We start from the raw sequence: 18,034 nt of genomic DNA, 5'->3' as shown, positions 1-18,034 counted from the left end.
ACTTCGCTCGGAAAATCGGCTCGCGCATATGGGCCGAACCATGCAAGTCGACATCGTCGTCGGCAATGCGGAAATACGCAGCTGTCGGCGATGCGCCTGAGCAGCTGCGCATATGCATACTAGCCGCTCAAGGGCACGGCAGGCAAGCTATCGGAGTTACGGGTGCCTAACGCGACCTGAACGGATGCGCCTTCTGGTGCCAGGCCCAGGCCGTGCGGATGACCGTCGGCAGGTCGGAGTGACGCGGCACGAAGTTCAGCACCTTTCTCGCAGCAGAGGGGTCCGCGACCAGATAGGTGGGATCGCCGGCGCGGCGCGGCTTGATGGTATGCGGTACCTCGCGTCCGGTCTCCTGCCTGATGGCGTCGAGGATCTCGCGCACGGAAAAGCCGGAGCCTGTGCCGAGGTTGAAGCTGCCGCCGGCATGCCCTTGTTCCAGAAGCCTCAAGGCCGCGACATGGGCGGCCGCGAGGTCGGTGACGTGGATGTAGTCGCGGATCGCGGTGCCGTCGGGCGTGTCGTAGTCGTCGCCGAACACCGCGAAGTCGACATGCCCCTGAAGCGCCATCATCGCGCGCGGAATGAGGTGAGTTTCGTTGTCGCGCAGCTCGCCGATGCCACCAGCGGGGTCCGCGCCGCTGGCGTTGAAATAGCGCAGGCAGAACGCACCGAAGCCATAGGCCGTGCGGTAATCGGCGAGCATGCGCTCGATCATCAACTTCGATGCGCCGTAGGGATTGATCGGCGCACAGGGAAAGTCTTCCGGCAGCGCCTTGGAATCGGCGTTGCCATAGACGGCGCCGGTCGAGGAGAACACGATGCGATGGCAGCCCGCGTTGCGCATCGCCTGCAACAGCGACAGCGTGCCCTGGACGTTGTTGATGTAGTATTTCTGCGGGTCGGCCATGGACTCCCCGACGAGGCTCGCCGCCGCGAAATGCATGACCGCCGTGATCTTGTGCTCGGCGAAGGCGCGCGCCAGCGATGCGCCATCGAGCAGATCGCCCGTCACCAGGGGGCCGGCGACGAAGCTGCGATGACCTGTCGAGAGATTGTCATAAACGACGGGCTGATAGCCGGCGGCGGTCAGTGCGCGGCAGGCATGCGAGCCAATATAGCCCGCGCCCCCGGTGACGAGGACGGTCGGTCGGTCGGTCATGTCGTCTTCTGCTCTTCTCTTAGCGGAGGGGGCGGTTGCGGCTGAAGAGAAGATAAAGCGCGCGGGGGTTGGTGGTCAAATAGCGCCAGAACAGACGGCGTGGCTCCAGCAAGGTGCGCCAGGCCCATTCGAGGCCGATTTTTTGCATCCATTGCGGCGCGCGGGAACGGCTCCCCGACAAAAAGTTGAACAGGCCGCCGGACGTCTTGATAACGCCAACATTGGTCAGATGCGGCGTGAATTCCTTCACGAATGCCTGCTCGTTGGGCACGCCGAGCGCGACCCACAGATAGTCCGGCGCCAGCGCGTTGATCTCCTCGATTTTGGCACGTAGCGCCTCGCCGCGCAGATAGCCATGGCTGCGCCCGACGATCTTGAGGCGTGGATACATCTTCAGGACGTTTGCGACCGCAGCGGCGTTCTCGGCCTCGCTTGCCCCAAACATGTAGAAAGTGCGGCCGACTGCTTCCGCCTTGCGCGCGACGACGTGGAACAGGTCCGTGGTCGCAACGCGCTCCGGCAGCGGGAACCAGGATTGCAGCTTCGAGGCCGCGACCAGCGGCTGACCATCGGCGTTGATCAGGTCGGCGGCGCGGAACAGGCGCTCGGTCTGCGGCTCGGTCGAGCAGCGCGCCAGCACCTCGCCATTGGCCGAGGTCAGGAACAGCGGGCGGCCGATGCGATTGTCAGGATCGGTCGCCTCGATCATGAAATCGGCGGTGGCTTCCAGATCGAGCGCGGCCATGCGAAGCCCGCCGACGGTGATCCGCGGCACGTCGGCAGTCGCCGCCCGTCCCTCGAGGTTGACGCGACGCTCAAGCATATTGTTTGCCTCGCTGGCGCGTTTGGATTGCAGGGGTGAGCTCGTCGAGCACGACGCCGACGAGCTTGCGCTCGGCGGGGCCGAGCGCAGTCAGGATCTCTTCCAGGCTGTCGTTGACGTCGAGGCAGGTCGGCAGCACGGCCACCAGCGAATCGATGTCGTCGAGCAGCTTGCGGCCGCCGGCCGCGAGCGGCATCGCCGGGCCGTCGAGGATCACGAGGTCATAGCCGCTCGCGGCGCGCGCCTGCGCAATGGCCTTGCGGATGGCGTCGGCAGCCTTCCCGGCGTCGCCCTCCGCGGCCGGCAGCACCGAGATGCCGTTGACCGTCTTGATCTCGCGTGCGTCCTTGCTGCCGATCGAGAGCCAGCCGAGCCGGCTCGGCTCGCTCTTGCCGGGACGGATCACCTTGTTCGAGAGCACGCGGGCCTGATGGTCGGCATCGATCATCAGCACGCGGGCGCCGTCGCGTGCAGCCGCCAGTGCGAAATTCAGCGCGGTTACGCTACGCCCGCTCGTCTTGCCGGCCCCGACGAGCGCGACGACCGGCATCGCCCTGCCGCCGGAGCGCCGCGCCACTGCGGCGCGCATGTCGCGCCAGGCGTTGAGCAGCGTCGTCAGGGGAAAACCGGGACGGAGCGTCGGCCAGCCCAGCCGTGTGAGATCGACGCCTCCGCCGGTAGCGAGGATGGCGCCGAGCGTGTGGATGACGTCGGCCTCCTGGAAGCGTGCGATCAGCGGCTTTTCGATCAGGGGCTTTTCGACCATCGCGGGCTGGAGCGGGGGAGCGGCAAGCTCCAGCGGAATCCGTTCAACATCCGGAGAGGCCGGCTGAGGCGGCGAAGCCTCCGAAGGGCGCGCGCGCTGCGGAACCCGTGTTGTATCCGGCGCCGATGTGCGCTGTGGGCGGGCTGACGTGGGCGCCGTTGCGATCGCGCCGGCGAACAGCAACTCAGCCGCGACGAACCAGCCCGATGCAGCGATGGCGCCGAACACGAAGCCGATCATGGCGAACAGGCTCATAGCTGGCGGGAACGAGCGCCGCTGCGGCACTGTCGCTTCACCTATGACACGGGCCGCCGAAGTGTTCAGACTCTCCTGCTCCTCGGTCTCGCGGGAGCGCTTGAGAAAGGATTGATAGACGTCGCGGCTGGCATCGGCTTCGCGTTCGAGCTCGCGCAGGCGCACGGCGGCCTGGCTGAGCTGGACGCTCTGTCGCTTCTGCGCTTCCAGCGCCCGGTTGAGCGAAGCCTCGAAATCGCGGGCGCGCGTCAAATCGTTCTTGGCGGACTGCGCGAAGCGGTCGATCTCTTCGTTGATGGTGCGCTTGAGGTCCTCGACCTGCTTCTCGGTCTGACGCAGTGCCGGATGGCGCGGCCCGAGCTCGCCGGCTTGCTCCGCATATTTCTTGCGGGCATCGGCATATTGCGCGCGCAGATTCGCGATCGTCGGCGATTGCAGCGCCTCCGGAATAGCGCCGGCATCGGCAGCGGTACGGCGACTCGCCTCGATCTGGTCGAGCCGCGCCTGCGCATCCATCGTGGCCGCCCGGGCCGCGGAAAGCCGCTGGTTGCTGGCGGAAAGCTGTTGGTCGCTGATCAGCGCATCCTGGGTGCCGACGAAATTATTCTGGGCCTTGTAGGTGGCGAGCGCGGTCTCGGCGTTGCGCAGCCGATCGCGCAGCTCCTTCAGGCGGCTGGATAGATCGTTGGTGGCGCGCCGCGCGGCCGAAGCCTGCGAGTTGCGGGATTCGGCGAGGTAAGCATTGGTCAGCGTGTTGGCCAGCATCGCGGCTTTCGCGGGGTCTGTCGACCAGACCTCGACGTCGACGATGAAGCTCTTCTCAGTCTTGCGGATCGCGATGTGCCTGCTCAGTGCCTCGAGCGCCGCGAGCTGCACTTCCTTCGTCTCCGCGGCCGAAGGCGCGCGGGGGTGCAGGCCGATCAGGCCGAGCAGCGACGACATCAGGCTCGTGCCATCGCCGCCACCGAATTCCGGATCCTTGTCGAGGCCGGCCTGCTGGATCACCTGGAGCAATACGCTGTTGGACGTGATGAGGCGCGCCTGGCTCTCCACCACCATGGACATGCCGGAGACGTCCTGCGCGCGCGGCGTGAGTTCGCGGTCCACGAGCTGAAGCTCGCGCGGATCGACGTAGAGCTGAGCGGTGGCGGTGTAGCGGGGCGTCACGCTCTTGCCGATGCTGACTGCAAGCGTCGCGCCGAGCAGGGCGGCCGCGGTGATCGCTACCTTTCGCCGCCAGAGCAGATTGGCAAGCTCCAGCACGTTGAAGCCGGCCCGAGGCTTCCGTTGCGAGGCCTCCGGTCCGGCCCGGTCGATCGGCTGGTTATAGTCAAGCATGATCCCCAGCTTTCATTCCAGCTGCTGCCGCGGGCTGAGGGGTTACTCTTCGCTTTACGCCACGCACCCGGGATATAGGTGCCCAATCCACGCAACAGGGAAAATTAACCATACTCATTGAGGGACTATTCACCGAAATGGCAAACAAAGCGTTTAAGCGCATCCCACTCTTTGCTGCGTCGCCGTGACGCCCGGATCCTCTGGAGATTAACGGTTCGTTAACGAGCGCAGCGGGCCTGCCAAGCGCCGTTCGTTCCGCGAACAGCTGCACGCGCATGGCTGTCAGCGCTTCCGCAGGATGACGTGATAGTCGCCGCGGCGGACGTCGGTGCCGCGCGGGAGCACGGCGTTCAGCACCGCGGCGCCGGCATCGACCAGGGCCGCAAACAGCGGCTTGCGCCGTCGCATCTCGGGATAGCGCGGACTTTCGACTTCACGACGATAGATCGTCTCGAGGCCATTGGCGGCTGCGAATGCTTCGAGCCTGGGCAGCGTCACCAGCGGATGGAAGAAGGTCGGGAACGGCGGCTCGCCGGGCAGGCCGGCGTCCTTGATGCCGCGGATGTGCCGGTAGAACCAGACGTGAAACCAGTGCGGCGAATATTTGGTGACGATTCCGGAGAGCGAGCGCGGATTGGGCGCGCCGATCAGGATCATGCCGCCGCGCTTGAGCGCGTCACGGAAGTTCAGGAGCGCAGCGTCGACGTTCGGCAGATGCTCGATCACATTGTAGCAGATCACCAGATCGAAGGTCCCGCGGCCGAAGCGGTAGGTCTGGACGTCGCCGAGGATCGCCTCGTCGGCGTAGATGTTTTTGCGGACCTGGTCCTCGTCGATGTCGACGACGGTGACTTTGCTGCGGCTCAGCAATTCTGGCGGCAGGACGCTGCACGAGCCGCCGCCGGCTTCATAAATGGCGAGCCGGCCCTGCGGCAGCTCGCGGCACAGCACCTCATGAACGGCGAGCAGGCTGTCGCGAGCTTCGCCGTGGACGAGATCATGAAGCGCCTCGGTACCTGTCGCGGCCTCGGGGATTTGGATCGCCGTGGCTGTCGCGAAATTGATCGTGGCTGGCTTGTTCATGGTTTCTGACCGCGCTTGTTCTATTCAAATTTACAGGAAAAAACGCGCTTGCCCGAAGAGCAAATCCGATGCCGCACGGTCTCACCGGTCGCAGTGCTTACGGTCGGGTTAATGCGCATGCGCATTAACTACAGCATTGTCCATATTGCGGCCTCGTCGGCGCATGGACCGCCAGTTGCAGTATCACGCCCGGCAGATGTGGCGGCGATGTGCCGCTCGGCAGCCGTCTGTTTTGGGACGCATCTGTCCCGCGGCGATGTGTCGTCGTGGGATGCGTGATCGAAGCAGGGCTTTTTCAATATATCTCGGACATCTAGATCGTCATGACATTGATCCCGACAGACCTGTCCACCATGCGCATCGCGGATGCCGTGCGCGATCCCAACCGGGAGATCGCGGTGAGCTCTGCGGTCATCGACCTGTCCGTCGGCATCGTCGTCTGCATTCCCTGCTTTCGCCGCCCGCAGCACCTTCGGCTGACGCTGGAATCTCTGGCGAACCAGCGCACCTCGCGTTGCTTTGCCGTCGTCATGGTCGAGAACGATGCCGCGCGGCGCGAAAGCGCGCCGGTTGCCGCAGAGTTTCTGGCCGCCGGCAGGCTCCAGGGCGTTTGCCTGATCGAGAAACGGCAGGGGAACTGCCAGGCGATCAATGCTGCGTTCGAGACGGCGCAGGAGCTGTTTCCCGCCGCGACCCGTTTCCTGATGATCGACGACGACGAGATCGCTTCGCCCGACTGGCTCGAGCTGATGGTCCGCACTGCGGAGGCGACCGGAGCCGACGTGGTCGGCGGTCCGGTGCTGCCGGTCTTCGACGACGACAGCAAGCCCTGGCTTTCGCGTCATCCCGCTTTCCGTTCCGCCTACGACTACAGCGGTGCGGTGCCGCTGATTTACGGCTGCGGCAATTGTCTGATCACACGCGCCGCCTTCGAAAGGTTCGATCGTCCCGCGTTCGACCTGCGCTTCAATTTTCTCGGCGGCGGTGATTGTGATTTCTTCGTGCGGTGCCGTGACGCCGGTATGCTGTTCCACTGGACGGCGGAGGCCGTCATCACCGAGACCGTGCCGCGCAGCCGCACCAGCATCGGCTGGATCGCAAAGCGCGGCCTGCGCATCGGTGCGATCAATTATCGCGTGCAGTACAAGGCCGCGCAAAGCGCGGCGGCGCGGGCGCGGGTGTTTGCGCAGATGCTTGGACGGCTGCCGCTGTCGCTGGCTCGTGCCGCAGCCTTGTTGACCTCGTCGAAAGCCGTCGTCGCGATGCATCCCGTGATGGTTGCGCTTGGCGCCGCCTTGGCGGCCTTCGGGCTCGAGCCGAAGCCCTATGAGGCCTCGAAGATCGCGTCTTGATGCGGCGGCGACGGACTAGATGCCGAAACGGGCGAGGGCGACCCGGATTGCGGAGCGTGGCAGCGATTTGAGCGACCGCCGGCCGATCATCGCGAGATAGGCGAAGGCTTGGCGATGTCTGCCGAAGCGAATCGCTTGCATCGCCGAATAGGTGACGAGATGAATCTCGGCAGCCCGGCGCAACCCACGCGCCGCGCCCTCGGGGAGTCTCGCCAGGATCAACCCGTCATCGAAGATACGTGCGACCGCCGGCAAGAAATCCTGCGGGGTTCGCGCCGCCGCGTTCATCGTATTGGCCGTGTGCAGGCGATAATCCAGCAGAAGCTTTGGCGCGAATTCGAACTCGCCGATCGCGGCAAGCCGGCACCAGCAATGCCAGTCTTCGCAATATCTGAGAGAGACGTCGAAACCGCCGATGGCGCGGAAAGCCTCCGCACGGGTGAGCACGACGCCACCGTTGACGATGAAGTTCCCGGCCGTGAGCCGCACCAGCACGTCGCCGGATGGTTTGCGGCGTCCCTTCAGCAGGTCGCGCCGGCCGATCTGCCGCCCCTCGCTGTCGATCGTGTTGTAGTCGCCGTAGACGAGAACCGCGCGCGGAGCACCGCGCGCTGCCGAAAGCAGCGCCGCCACCGCGCCGGGGCGCAGGCGGTCGTCGGCATCGAGGAAGAGCAGCCACTCACCGTTCGCATGCCGGGCCCCGAGATTGCGCGCCGCCGAGACGCCTGCGGAATCGTTGTGGATGAAGCGCAGCCGCGAGTCACGCACGTCCCGGACGATCGCAATGGTTTCGTCGGTCGAGCCGTCGTCCACGACGATCACCTCGGTCACCTCGCGTTGCGCCAGTGCGCTGGCGAGGGTTTCGCCGACATAGGCTGCAGCGTTCTTGGCGGGAATCACGACGGACACCGAATTGGCGGCGCCGATCTGAAGCGGGAGGCGCGCTGGCGCTGCCGCGCGGGAGGCGGCCGGCAGTTCGAGAACGTCTTCGGCGGTGATCAAGCTACGGCTCGCCTGTAATGATCTGTTAACCGGGACCTGTCTGCCGCACTGGCAACGCTGGCGATCGCAAGCCCGGCATCCCGCGGATGATACCCGCATTGTGGTCAACCCATTGCCGGGAAGGCCTGTGCGCCGCCTGGTTTCGTAGAATAGCGTTAAGCCACTGGCATTAAGCCTGTGGCAAATTTGGAAGAGTGCGACAGGCGTCCCCATGCGACAATGCGCTTGGCTGCCGCGGATGGATCCAGTGCCCGCAAAGACGTTCGAACACGACCCCGATGCGATGATCCTGAACCTCTTTTATGAGGACAAGGACGATCGTTGGTTTCCCGGCGACCGGCACCTGCGGCGCATGGCTCGCCGGTTGCTGCTCGGCGAACCGCGCATGAGCGGCCAGCTCCGCGTGTTTCTCAATCTCTGTGCCGGACTCGACCGGCTCGGCATCCGCTACCGCGTCAACGACTACGGTCATATCGCCGAGCATCCCGACGAGCTCGCCTGCATCATCGGCCGGACCTTCCTGCTCGACAAGTTCGCGTGGAAGAATCCGATCCTGCTCGGCGTTGCCGCCCACAATCATCCGCTCGACGACCCCGATCTGTTCAAGCGTCTGCCGGTGAAGAAGGTCGTGGTGCCCGGCCCCTGGTACGTCGATATGTACCGGCCGCATTGGCCCGATACGGAGGCCTGGCCCGTCGGCATCGACACGGACCTCTGGGCGCCGTCGAAGCAATCGCAAAAGGCCGTCGATGTGCTGATCTACGACAAGGTCCACTGGGACCGCGAGCGCTATGCGCAGGAGATGATCGAGCCCATCCGCGCCCGGCTGCTCAAGGACGGTCGCTCGCTCACCGAGCTGCGCTATGGCAGCTACAAGGAAGCGGACTATCAGGGCGCGCTGGCGCGTTCGCGGGCGATGATCTTTCTGTGCCAGAGCGAGAGCCAGGGCATCGCCTATCAGCAGGCCTTGTCCAGCGGCGTGCCGGTGTTTGCCTGGGATCCGGGCGGGCCTTGGCGCGACCCCGATTACTATCCGCACCGGGTGAGGTTCGCGCCGGTGTCGTCGGTGCCGTATTGGGACGAACGCTGCGGTGCCAAGTTCACCGACATCGCGGGGTTCGAGGCGGGTTGGGAAAGGTTCTGGGCCGGGTGCGCCGCGGGCGACTTCGATCCGCGCGGTTACATCCTGGACAATCTCACGCTGGAGCAACGGGCGCTGCAATACTACGAGATCGCGCTGAGCATCATGCGCGAGCCCGCGGCGTCGCAGACCTCCGCCGGGCCCGCTGATAGACGCTCGGAAGAGTCGAACCATGACCGGAAGCTGCACCGGCGTCACGAAATGTCTTGAGTCATGGACCGCAGCGCCGCAGACATGACCAACATCGAGGCCCGATCGTTGGGCCATGTCCTGCGCGACCGCCTTGCGGGGCTCAATGCCGTACAGGCGGCGCGCTGCCTCGTCGCGGTCGGAGCGCTGCTGCTGGTCCTGGTGACGCTCGATCCATTCCCGGACCTGCGCAATCCCGACGTCACCACCATCGTCGGCGGACGAATGGCGCTGACCTATATCTCCTGGGGCCTCCTGGCTGCGGTCGCGGTGCTGTGTGTCGCCGCCTCGGATGCACCCGCGCTGAAGAGCCTGCTGACGCCGCTTCATCTTTGTCTTCTGGGCTGGCTGGTGATCAATATCGTCTTCTCCGAGAGTCGCGGCGTTTCGATCCAGCGATTCGTGCTTGCGGCCAGCGTGACGTCGCTCGCCGTCGTGTTGCCGTTGCTGCCGCCGACCCAGCGCAGCTTCAACCTTTGCCTGGGGGCCGCCGCGCTCGTGCTGCTCGCGCCTTGTTATCTCGGCGTCTTCCTCGCGCCGCAATATTCAATCCACACGGCCCTCGACGTCACCGAGCCGCACCTTGCCGGCGACTGGCGCGGCAGCTTTGGCCACAAGAACATCGCCTCGGCCGTGATGACCATCCTGGTCTATGTCGGCATCTACCTGTCCGCCGTGGGCTCGTTCGTGATGGGACCCGCGATCGCCGTGCTGGCCGGCACATTCCTGATCTTCACCGGCGGCAAGACGTCGTCGGTGCTGTGCCTTGCGATCTACGCTCTCGCCTCGCTAGTCTATGTCACGCCAGGCCTGTGGCTGAAGCGAATCATCTGCTTCGTGCCGCTGGTTGCGATGAACCTGTTGACGGTCGGCAGTGTCCTCAGCCCGGCGCTCGGGGCGATGACGCGGCTGCTTCCGCTCGATCCCACCTTCACCGGACGGTCCGCGATATGGGAGTTCGCGCTTGCGGCCGTGGCCGAGAAGCCGATCATCGGTCACGGCTATGCAGCGTTCTGGGACGACGTAAGTGCGCGGCAGACCACCCAAGGCGCCGAATGGGCGACGTCCGCGGCGCACAGCCACAACAGCTATCTCGATCTCGCGGTCACCATCGGCTTGCCGGGATTGATGCTCGTGATCCTCGTGTTCGTGCTCGCCCCGCTCGCCAATTTCCAGACGGCCCAGGCTCACAGCCGCAGTGGCGCATTGGCCAAGCTGTTCCTGACGGTGTGGCTGTTCGGCCTGTACTACGGCGCCACCGAGACCTTCCTGCTCGAACGGCAGAATCCAATCTGGTTCATGTTCGCCCTAGCCGTGGCCGGCCTGCACTTCCTGGCGAGGTTCCAATGCGTCGAGCAGATCGAATAACGCTGAGCAACGACGTTGCTTGTAGTCTGCAACGAAACATAGTCCATCTGGAAACATTCAGTAATCGTATGCCCTGCGGATGACGTTTCTCAGCGTCGAGCAATATGACGGCCAGGTGTCCAGCACGTCGGGAATCGCAGTCGATTTCCTCCGTGACTGGCAGCACGCGGCCTCGCGCCTGAACGCCGGGTACCGCACCGCGTTCCAGCATGTTGACTGGCTCGGCGCCTGGTACGAGGCGTTTCACGACGTCGCTCCGCTGATCGCCGTGATCTCCGATTTCGCCACGGGCAGGGATATCGCGGTTGTGCCGATGATCAGCCATGTCAGGCGCGGCATCCGGATTGTCGAATTCGCGGATCTCGGCGTCTCCGACAACAACGCGCCGATCCTGGCGCTCGATGCCGCGTTGGACGCGGGGGCGACGGATGCGATCACCAGGGCGCTGATCGGCGCGTTGCGCGCGCTGCCCGACCGTTTCGATCTGCTCCGCCTGAAGAAGATGCCGGCCGAGGTCGGCGGCAAGCCGAATCCGCTGGTGTCGCTCGGCCGGATCGGCTCCTCCTCGCTCAATGGCAATCTCGTGTTGATGGGCGATGACTATGACGACTATCAGGCCTCGATCAAGCGGCTGCAGATGCGGCGCTGCTGGCGGGTCCTCAGCCGTCATCCAGGTGCGCGGTTCGAGGTCGCCGCGGATGTCGCGCGTGCGCATGAGCTGCTGGATGTGATGGATGTCCAGCAACAGGCGCGCATGCAAAAGCTCGGCTCGCCGTTCGTTCTCAACGACGAGACTCATGCGAGATTCTATCGCGAGGTCGTCCGCCAAGGCCTTGCGAAAGGCTATGCCGTGGTCTCGGCGCTGGTGTGCGACGCAGGCGTCGTCGGCACCGCGCTCGGCGTCAAGCATGGCGCGACCTATTTCCTGCTGCGTATCAGTCACGCCGGCGATGCATGGTCGAGCTGTTCGCCGGGTCTTCTCGTCACCGAGCGCACCATGGCGGCGCTGCATGCGCAAGGCGTGCGCCGGTTCGATCTCAGCATCGGCAATCAAGCCTACAAGCGCCGCTTCGGCGCCGAGCGGGTGCCGCTGACCGATGCGAGCGTCGCGTTGTCCTGGCGCGGTCTGCCCTACGCCTGGCGCGATCATGCCGCGCAGGGCTTGCGCCGCTATCCTAAGCTTGCCTCCCTCGCGGCGAAGGCGATGGGCAAGCAGCGATAGAACGTGCCGCAGCGTGCGGCGTTTTCATCGTCCAAGCAGACCTCACGAGCCAGTGCAACTGGCGCAGCGAAACCGGCCGCGCGAGGCGCGGAATAGGCTGCGGCAATACCAGCGCCGCGCCAGCGCCTGTGCAGGCTTGCGGATCATCTGCGCGATCAACAAGAGTTCGAAGGCCATTCGTATCGTTCTTTGTCGAAAATCCCGATAGGAGATGGGGCGGCATTCCCGAATGAGAATGCCGCCCCCGTCGCATCAGCCATGCAGCTCAGCCATGAAGTTTCTTGGCGGTCTCCGCGATCTGGCGGCCCTGGTAGCGCGCGCCGGCGAGCTCGTTGGCGCTGGGCTGGCGGCTGCCGTCGCCGCCGGTGATCGTGGTGGCGCCGTAGGGCGCACCGCCCGTGATCTCGTCGAGCTTCATCTGGCCGGCAAAGCCGTAGTTCATGCCGACCACCACCATGCCGAAATGCAGGAGGTTGGTGATGATCGAGAACAACGTGGTCTCCTGGCCGCCATGCTGGGTCGCGCTGGAGGTGAAGGCGCCGCCGACCTTGCCGTGCAATGCGCCCTTGGCCCAGAGCCCGCCGGCCTGGTCGAGGAAGTTCGCCATCTGCGAGGACATGCGGCCGAAGCGCGTGCCGGTGCCCACGATGATCGCGTCGTAATTAGCGAGGTCCTCGATCTTGGCGACCGGCGCGGCTTGATCGAGCTTGTAATGCGAGGCTTTCGCGACTTCGGCCGGCACCAGCTCGGGCACGCGCTTGATGTCGACGGTGGCGCCCGCCTCGCGTGCGCCTTCGGCGACGGCCTTGGCCATCGCCTCGATGTGGCCATAGGCGGAATAATAGAGGACGAGAACTTTGGTCATGATGGTCTCCGTTCGGTGATGAGTGAGTCCTTTTCAGTGTCGTTGCCGGGCTTGACCCGGCAACCCATCGCTCTTTGAAAAGGTCCTTGCGAAGGCGATGGATGCCCGGCTCAAGGCCGGGCATGACGAGTTCGTGTGTGCGCTAAGCCGCGTCGACGAGCACGAGCTCGGAGTCTTCCAGCGCCGTGATCTTCAGCCTCGCCTCATCGCGGATCGCGGCGCCGTCGCGGGCATTGACGCGGATGCGATTGATCTCGACGGAACCAGCCGCCGGCACGAGGTAGAGATGCCGCGATTTCTGCGGCTCGTACTCCGCGCTCTCGCCCGCCTTCAGCGTGGTGGCGAGCACCCGCGCGTCGGCGCGGATCGGCAATGCGTCCGTATCATCCTCGAAGCCGCTCGCGATGGTGACGAGCTTGCCGGAGCGGTCCGCCTTCGGGAACGGCTTCGAGCCCCAGGTCGGCTGTCCGCCGCGCTCGGTCGGCTCGATCCAAATCTGGAAGATCCGCGTCCTGGTCGGCTCCAGATTGTACTCGGAATGGCGGATGCCGCTGCCGGCGCTCATCACCTGCACGTCGCCGGCTTCAGTCCGGCCCTCGTTGCCGAGGCTGTCCTGATGGGTGATCGCACCTTCACGAACATAGGTGATGATCTCCATGTTGGCGTGGGGATGGGCGGGAAAGCCGGTGTTCGGCGCGATCTCGTCGTCGTTCCACACCCGCAAGGCGCCGTGGCCCATATTGTTCGGATCATAGTGGCTGGCGAAGGAGAAATGATGCTTGGCCTTGAGCCAGCCGTGATCGGCGCCGCCGAGCTTTGCGAAAGGTCTGAGTTCGATCATCTGTGCAATTCCTTGGCTTGAAAGGGTGGCGGTTCGGATCAGGCACCGAACCCGCCGTCGACATTGAGCACCGTGCCGGTGACGAAGGAGGCTTCCGGACTTGCGAGGAACACGACGCCGGCGGCGACTTCCTCGGGGCGGCCGAAGCGCTGCAGCGCGTGCTGCTTGCGCTGGGCCTCGGCGAACTCGCCGCCGTCCTTCGGATTCATGTCGGTGTCGATCGAGCCGGGCTGCACCACGTTCACCGTGATCCCGCGCGCGCCGAGGTCGCGCGCCGCGCCCTTGGTGTAACCGACCACGGCCGCTTTGGTGGCGACGTAGTCGGCAAGACCCGGGAACGAGGCGCGGTCGGCGAGCATCGAGCCGACAGTGACGATCCGGCCGCCTTCACCCATCAATTGCGAGGCGGCGCGGATCGCCGCGATCACACCGTGCACGTTGATGGCGTCCTGACGGGCAAGCGCGTCCACGTCGGCCTTGGGATCGTCGATCGCCCCGCCGGCGGCGACGCCGGCATTGTTGACGAGGATGTCGAGATGGCCGAATTCCCTGGCGACATCGTTGACGAGCTGTGTCACGTCCTTCGCGGAGGCCTGGTCGGCCTTGAAGGCACGCGCCTTGACGCCCTTCGCCTTCAATTCAGCAACGACGGCCTCCGCCTTGTCGGGCGAGGCGACATAGCTGATGGCGACATCCGCGCCTGCATCGGCGAGCGCGCGGGCGGAGGCTGCGCCGATGCCGCGCGAGCCGCCGGTGACGAGGGCAACCTTGCCGGAGAGCTTCTTGGTCATTGGATTTCTCCATGTCCTGAATTTCTGATGGGCCTTGGATAAGCCTTCGTCTGTGGTATAGAAATAGAAACTGTTGAAACTCATTGTTTCCTTGATTGCCCTACATGGACCGGCACCGATGGCAAAGCTCCCAGACTTCGAAGCGCTCGCGATCTTCGCAAAAGTCGTGGAATTACGGTCATTTGCGGGGGCCGCTAGCGAGCTCCTCATGTCCAAGGCCACGGTATCCAAGGCGGTCACGCGGCTGGAAGAGCGGCTCGGCGCGCGGCTGTTTAACCGCACCTCGCGCCGGCTCGCGCTGACCGATGCCGGCCACAAGCTGGCCGAACGCGCGACGCGCCTTTTGGCCGACGGCGAGGCCGCCGAGAACGAAGCGCTGGCGCAGTCGATGGCGCCGCGCGGCCTGGTGCGGCTCGCCGTTCCCATGACGTTCGGCATCAAGGCCGTGGCGCCGCTGCTGCCCGAATTTTTCGAGACCTATCCGGAGGTGTCGGTCGATCTGCATTTGAGCGATGCGACCGTCGACCTGATCGGCGAGGGTTTCGACATGGCGGTGCGGATCGCGCGGCTACCGGACTCATCGCTGATCGCACGGCGGCTCTTCACCATGCCGCGCTACACGGTCGCCGCGCCTTCATATCTGAAGCGTTACGGCAGGCCGACGCATCCAATGCATCTCGCCCAGCACAAATGCTTCAGCTACGCCTATCTCTCCACGCCCAACGTCTGGCACTACACCAACTCGGCCGGCGAGCAGGCGAGCGTGCGCCCGGGCGGCCAGCTGCGCGTCAACAACGGCGAAGCCGTGATGCCGGCGCTGATCGCGGGCCTCGGCATCGCCGAGCTGCCCGAGTTCATCGTCGGCGAGGCGATCTCGTCCGGCGAGGTCGAAGTCATCCTGAAGGACTGGAAGCAGGCCGAAGGCGCCGTGCATCTGGTGACGCCGCCCGGCGGCCCGCGCCCCGCGCGCGTGGAAGCGCTCGGCGATTTTCTCGCAGCGAAGCTGCCGGGCACGTGCAAGCGACGGACGCGCGGCAGGGCTAGGGCGTCGTAGGACGACCGGCCTCAACGCCCCGTCGCGCAGGCCGCGGCCGATAGCACGCGCCTGATCGCGGCGGTGAAGAGGATCGATAAGGTGGATAGGTTCCAACTGCGTTTTTCACATTTTGTTGTTGGTCCAGAACAAGCTCGCGTCTCGTTGATTGAAGACAATTCGAGAGACGTGAGAAGGATCTGGACATGCGAACAGAGCGGATCGCGCTAGGTGTGGCGCTCGCGGTGGGCGGCGTCTTGGCGCAGAGCGCTGCGTCCGCCCAGGAATATCGCGGGACCATGGAGCAGCAGATGGCCTGCACGCCCGATGTGTGGCGGCTGTGCAGCGATCAGATTCCGGACGTGAACCGTATCGTGGCCTGCTTGCAACAGAACACGCCGCAGCTCTCGAGCGGGTGCCGCGCGGTGTTCCAGTCGAACAATCAGGGTCAGCCGCGGCAGCCAGTCCCGCGCAACCGCATCGTGCCTCCGCCGCGCTACAACACCGCGCCGCCCGCGTACCCGCGTTACGACGAGGACGACTAGAACTGGCTATAGCGCGCGAAAGCTATAGCGCGAACCAAATGAGGCTCGATCGCTGCGACGGCGGAGGTGCGCTCCCTCTCCCGCTTGCGGTCGCTTGCGGGAGAGGGTGCTTCCGCGATGGGACCGGCCGAGAGGAGAAAGCCTCACCCGCGCCGGAGCCTGTCGTCCGGGGCGACTCGATGGGCGCGATCTCTCCCGCGGAGATGGATCCAACCTGAAGCTATTCCGCCTCAGCTTCGATGCTCACAGACGTCGATCCATTCAGCCCCGGTCAGCTCGGCCATCCGCTCGGGAGCAATGCGCACCGCGCTGTGGGTCGAGCCCGCGGCTGGCACGACGATGTCGAATGCCTTCAGTGACACGTCGCAATAGACCGGCAGCGGTGACTTCAGCCCGAACGGGCAGACGCCGCCAACCTCGTGCCCGGTGATGTCGGCGACTTCCTCCAGGCCCAGCATCTTCGGCTTGCCGCCGAACTGCGCCTTCACCTTCTTGTTGTCCATGCGTGAGGTGCCGGCGGCGACGATCAGGATCACGCGCTCGCCGATCCGCAACGACAGCGTCTTGGCGATCCGTCCCGGCTCGACGCCATAGGCTTCGGCCGCCAGCGCCACGGTCGCGGAGCTGATCGGGGATTCGATGACGGAGATGTCGGGGGCTTTCTCGGCGAAGAAGGCGCGAACGGATTCCAGGCTCATTCCGGGTGGCTCATTGCAATCTCACAGGCGGTCGGCGACCCGTTAAGCGATTTTCGGCAGCTCGGAGAGTGCGCGGATACGATGATCCGGCGCGAAGCCGAGCTCGTCCATCTGGGTGCGGATCGCTCTAAACAGGGTGAGCGGTGCCACGAGTTCGTTCTCGACGCAAGCCAGCGCCATCGCTTCCGGCGTCACCCGCTCGATCCAGGCAACCTTCAATCCGAACGATTTCGCCCCGGCGGCGTCCCAGGGATTGGAGGAGACGAACAGAACCTCATCAGGCGCGGTGCCGAGCACCTCGCCGATCAGCTCATAGGCCTGCGGGCTCGGCTTGAAGACCTTCTTCGCGTCGATGCTGATGGTGGCATCGAGCAAGGCATCGAGCCCGGAATTGCGCACGAGCGCATCGAGCATGTCCGGGTCGCCGTTGGAGAGGATGGCGAGCTTGCGCGGTTTCAGGGCCGCAAGCGTTTCCGCCGCGTCAGGATAGAGATCGAGATGCAGATACTTCTCGATCACGCGCTCGAACGTCTCGTTCTCGTAGGCCAGCCCGAGCACGCGCAGCGTATAGGCGAGGGAATCGCGGGTGACGACGGCAAAGTCCTGGTAGCGCTGCATCAGCGAGCGCAGCCAGGTGTATTCGAGCTGCTTGATGCGCCAGACCTGCGTGATGATCTCGCCGTAGCCGGGAAACGCATCCTCGGTGACGTCAGCGACCGACTGGATGTCGTAGAGCGTTCCGTAGGCGTCGAAGACGACGGCGTTGATGCTCATTGGCTGTCCTTCCGGGCCGTTGAGGTTCGCAACAACTCCGCTTGGGGAGTAAGCATCATCGTCAGCTTACCAGAGCAAAGCGGAAGTCTGCCACTGCAAGCGCGACCGGCGGCTTGCGACGACGAGCGGACGCTGCCGAAGCGTGAACACGTGAGGCGTTCAATTCGGGAGAGGCGCACTAAAATCTAGTGAGGACCAGATACGCTGCGGTTGCACAAAGCAAGAACGACGACATATGCGCCACGTGTGCGGCCGTAAAACCAAAGTATCGGAGAAGCGATTTGCCCTACTAGGAGCCGCGGGTATCCCAACAAAATACGAGACAGAGAACATCACTACGGGCAGACCTGGACGAACAGCATCGCAAGCTAGCCGGTCGGCTGATGTCCTCGCCGCGTCCAGCCCTCCCGCTCGGCGAACACCCGGCTGACCTCCGCCATGTGCTCCGTGCCCCACGTGCAGAGCGGCACCAGCGCCTCGGCCAGGCTGAGGCCTAACGTGGTGAGGCTATAGTCCACCCGCGGCGGCACCTCCTTGTAGTCCGTCCGCTTCACCAGTCCATCGGCCTCCAGCTCCTTGAGCTGCTGGATCAGCATCTTGTCGCTGACATCGCGCACGGATCGTCGAAGCTCGCCGTAGCGGGTCGGCCCGCCCTGGGCGAGGAAGTACAGGATCAGCGGCTTCCACTTGCCAGAGACGACCCGCAAGGTCGCGTCTAAGCCGCACGTGAAGCCGGGCAGATTTGGCGTGCAGTTCTGGACAGGAAGTGGAGGCCGCGCAGGCAGAGAG

18 protein-coding genes are annotated in these 18,034 nt (G+C 64.8%); 6 read left to right on the top strand and 12 right to left on the bottom strand.

The features are described from left to right. Positions 1 to 166: 166 nt before the first annotated feature. From galE to EAV90_RS03635, 4 genes are all read right to left on the bottom strand, one after another. Positions 167 to 1,159 carry a UDP-glucose 4-epimerase GalE gene (galE, locus tag EAV90_RS03650; protein WP_129142624.1) on the bottom strand — a complete coding sequence of 331 codons (993 nt, stop codon included), beginning with the start codon at positions 1,157 to 1,159 and terminating at the stop codon, positions 167 to 169. Between the two features lie 19 nt (positions 1,160 to 1,178). Beyond that, a complete protein-coding gene (locus EAV90_RS03645) occupies positions 1,179 to 1,982 on the bottom strand; it encodes a WecB/TagA/CpsF family glycosyltransferase (RefSeq protein ID WP_122400909.1) in 804 nt (267 codons plus the stop codon). Continuing rightward, positions 1,975 to 4,341: an exopolysaccharide transport family protein gene (locus tag EAV90_RS03640; protein ID WP_129142623.1), complete on the bottom strand. Its 2,367-nt coding sequence runs from the start codon at positions 4,339 to 4,341 to the stop codon at positions 1,975 to 1,977. Before EAV90_RS03640 ends, EAV90_RS03645 begins: the two co-directional genes overlap by 8 nt. A gap of 282 nt (positions 4,342 to 4,623) precedes the next feature. After that, positions 4,624 to 5,424, bottom strand: a complete 801-nt coding sequence (locus tag EAV90_RS03635) for a class I SAM-dependent methyltransferase (protein WP_129142622.1) — start codon at positions 5,422 to 5,424, stop codon at positions 4,624 to 4,626. Positions 5,425 to 5,747: 323 nt separating this feature from the next. On the opposite strand from EAV90_RS03635, the gene EAV90_RS03630 reads away from it, so the two are divergent. After that, complete coding sequence (locus EAV90_RS03630; protein ID WP_129142621.1) at positions 5,748 to 6,776, top strand: glycosyltransferase family 2 protein; 1,029 nt, start codon at positions 5,748 to 5,750, stop codon at positions 6,774 to 6,776. Between the two features lie 15 nt (positions 6,777 to 6,791). Here the strand turns inward: EAV90_RS03630 and EAV90_RS03625 are convergent, their stop codons facing one another. Then, positions 6,792 to 7,778, bottom strand: coding sequence for a glycosyltransferase (locus EAV90_RS03625; protein ID WP_164936769.1), 987 nt, complete (start codon positions 7,776 to 7,778; stop codon positions 6,792 to 6,794). A 247-nt stretch (positions 7,779 to 8,025) separates the two neighbouring features. On the opposite strand from EAV90_RS03625, the gene EAV90_RS03620 reads away from it, so the two are divergent. The 3 genes from EAV90_RS03620 to EAV90_RS39255 all read left to right on the top strand — a co-directional run bounded on the left by EAV90_RS03620 (position 8,026) and on the right by EAV90_RS39255 (position 11,698). After that, positions 8,026 to 9,129: a glycosyltransferase gene (locus tag EAV90_RS03620; RefSeq protein ID WP_129142620.1), complete on the top strand. Its 1,104-nt coding sequence runs from the start codon at positions 8,026 to 8,028 to the stop codon at positions 9,127 to 9,129. 3 nt (positions 9,130 to 9,132) lie between these two features. Then, complete coding sequence (locus EAV90_RS03615; protein ID WP_129142619.1) at positions 9,133 to 10,476, top strand: O-antigen ligase family protein; 1,344 nt, start codon at positions 9,133 to 9,135, stop codon at positions 10,474 to 10,476. 79 nt (positions 10,477 to 10,555) lie between these two features. After that, positions 10,556 to 11,698 (top strand): GNAT family N-acetyltransferase, encoded by a 1,143-nt coding sequence (locus tag EAV90_RS39255; protein ID WP_164936761.1) that lies wholly within the window; start codon positions 10,556 to 10,558, stop codon positions 11,696 to 11,698. A 42-nt stretch (positions 11,699 to 11,740) separates the two neighbouring features. On the opposite strand, the gene EAV90_RS41145 is transcribed toward EAV90_RS39255, so the two are convergent. The 4 genes from EAV90_RS41145 to EAV90_RS03595 form a co-directional block, all read right to left on the bottom strand. After that, positions 11,741 to 11,875 carry a hypothetical protein gene (locus tag EAV90_RS41145; protein ID WP_283809935.1) on the bottom strand — a complete coding sequence of 45 codons (135 nt, stop codon included), beginning with the start codon at positions 11,873 to 11,875 and terminating at the stop codon, positions 11,741 to 11,743. Positions 11,876 to 11,963: 88 nt separating this feature from the next. Beyond that, positions 11,964 to 12,563, bottom strand: a complete 600-nt coding sequence (gene wrbA, locus EAV90_RS03605) for an NAD(P)H:quinone oxidoreductase (RefSeq protein WP_122400915.1) — start codon at positions 12,561 to 12,563, stop codon at positions 11,964 to 11,966. 142 nt (positions 12,564 to 12,705) lie between these two features. Further along, complete coding sequence (locus EAV90_RS03600; protein WP_129142618.1) at positions 12,706 to 13,404, bottom strand: pirin family protein; 699 nt, start codon at positions 13,402 to 13,404, stop codon at positions 12,706 to 12,708. A gap of 38 nt (positions 13,405 to 13,442) precedes the next feature. Next, positions 13,443 to 14,195 carry an SDR family NAD(P)-dependent oxidoreductase gene (locus tag EAV90_RS03595; RefSeq protein WP_129142617.1) on the bottom strand — a complete coding sequence of 251 codons (753 nt, stop codon included), beginning with the start codon at positions 14,193 to 14,195 and terminating at the stop codon, positions 13,443 to 13,445. A 118-nt stretch (positions 14,196 to 14,313) separates the two neighbouring features. Here EAV90_RS03595 and EAV90_RS03590 point away from each other — a divergent pair, with 118 nt between their 5' ends. Both EAV90_RS03590 and EAV90_RS03585 read left to right on the top strand, forming a co-directional pair. Beyond that, on the top strand, positions 14,314 to 15,249 hold the full coding sequence (locus EAV90_RS03590; protein ID WP_129142616.1) for a LysR family transcriptional regulator: 936 nt from the start codon (positions 14,314 to 14,316) through the stop codon (positions 15,247 to 15,249). Between the two features lie 185 nt (positions 15,250 to 15,434). Further along, positions 15,435 to 15,773, top strand: a complete 339-nt coding sequence (locus EAV90_RS03585) for a hypothetical protein (RefSeq protein ID WP_122400919.1) — start codon at positions 15,435 to 15,437, stop codon at positions 15,771 to 15,773. A gap of 230 nt (positions 15,774 to 16,003) precedes the next feature. Here EAV90_RS03585 and EAV90_RS03580 read toward each other — a convergent pair whose 3' ends face one another. From EAV90_RS03580 to EAV90_RS03570, 3 genes are all read right to left on the bottom strand, one after another. Next, positions 16,004 to 16,471, bottom strand: a complete 468-nt coding sequence (locus EAV90_RS03580; RefSeq protein ID WP_122400920.1) for a YbaK/EbsC family protein — start codon at positions 16,469 to 16,471, stop codon at positions 16,004 to 16,006. A gap of 42 nt (positions 16,472 to 16,513) precedes the next feature. Continuing rightward, positions 16,514 to 17,245 carry a haloacid dehalogenase type II gene (locus EAV90_RS03575; RefSeq protein ID WP_122400921.1) on the bottom strand — a complete coding sequence of 244 codons (732 nt, stop codon included), beginning with the start codon at positions 17,243 to 17,245 and terminating at the stop codon, positions 16,514 to 16,516. A 368-nt stretch (positions 17,246 to 17,613) separates the two neighbouring features. Then, entirely contained in the window at positions 17,614 to 17,952 is a 339-nt protein-coding gene (locus tag EAV90_RS03570) for a winged helix-turn-helix transcriptional regulator (RefSeq protein WP_376707267.1), read from the bottom strand. Positions 17,953 to 18,034 lie beyond the last annotated feature (82 nt).

The sequence above is a fragment of the Bradyrhizobium vignae genome (assembly GCF_004114425.1).
Classification (GTDB): domain Bacteria; phylum Pseudomonadota; class Alphaproteobacteria; order Rhizobiales; family Xanthobacteraceae; genus Bradyrhizobium; species Bradyrhizobium vignae.
Note: the sequence above shows the minus strand (reverse complement) of the source record. Positions and strands in the feature narration are given on the sequence as shown.

Coding starts and splice junctions, on each gene's coding strand:
- EAV90_RS03595 (WP_129142617.1), bottom strand. CDS start 14,195: ATGACCAAGAAGCTCTCCGGCAAGGTTGCCCTCGTCACCGGCGGCTCG.
- wrbA (WP_122400915.1), bottom strand. CDS start 12,563: ATGACCAAAGTTCTCGTCCTCTATTATTCCGCCTATGGCCACATCGAG.
- EAV90_RS03585 (WP_122400919.1), top strand. CDS start 15,435: ATGCGAACAGAGCGGATCGCGCTAGGTGTGGCGCTCGCGGTGGGCGGC.
- EAV90_RS03630 (WP_129142621.1), top strand. CDS start 5,748: ATGACATTGATCCCGACAGACCTGTCCACCATGCGCATCGCGGATGCC.
- EAV90_RS41145 (WP_283809935.1), bottom strand. CDS start 11,875: ATGGCCTTCGAACTCTTGTTGATCGCGCAGATGATCCGCAAGCCTGCA.
- EAV90_RS03600 (WP_129142618.1), bottom strand. CDS start 13,404: ATGATCGAACTCAGACCTTTCGCAAAGCTCGGCGGCGCCGATCACGGC.
- EAV90_RS03615 (WP_129142619.1), top strand. CDS start 9,133: ATGGACCGCAGCGCCGCAGACATGACCAACATCGAGGCCCGATCGTTG.
- galE (WP_129142624.1), bottom strand. CDS start 1,159: ATGACCGACCGACCGACCGTCCTCGTCACCGGGGGCGCGGGCTATATT.
- EAV90_RS03635 (WP_129142622.1), bottom strand. CDS start 5,424: ATGAACAAGCCAGCCACGATCAATTTCGCGACAGCCACGGCGATCCAA.
- EAV90_RS03580 (WP_122400920.1), bottom strand. CDS start 16,471: ATGAGCCTGGAATCCGTTCGCGCCTTCTTCGCCGAGAAAGCCCCCGAC.
- EAV90_RS03575 (WP_122400921.1), bottom strand. CDS start 17,245: ATGAGCATCAACGCCGTCGTCTTCGACGCCTACGGAACGCTCTACGAC.
- EAV90_RS03640 (WP_129142623.1), bottom strand. CDS start 4,341: ATGCTTGACTATAACCAGCCGATCGACCGGGCCGGACCGGAGGCCTCG.
- EAV90_RS03590 (WP_129142616.1), top strand. CDS start 14,314: ATGGCAAAGCTCCCAGACTTCGAAGCGCTCGCGATCTTCGCAAAAGTC.
- EAV90_RS39255 (WP_164936761.1), top strand. CDS start 10,556: ATGACGTTTCTCAGCGTCGAGCAATATGACGGCCAGGTGTCCAGCACG.
- EAV90_RS03645 (WP_122400909.1), bottom strand. CDS start 1,982: ATGCTTGAGCGTCGCGTCAACCTCGAGGGACGGGCGGCGACTGCCGAC.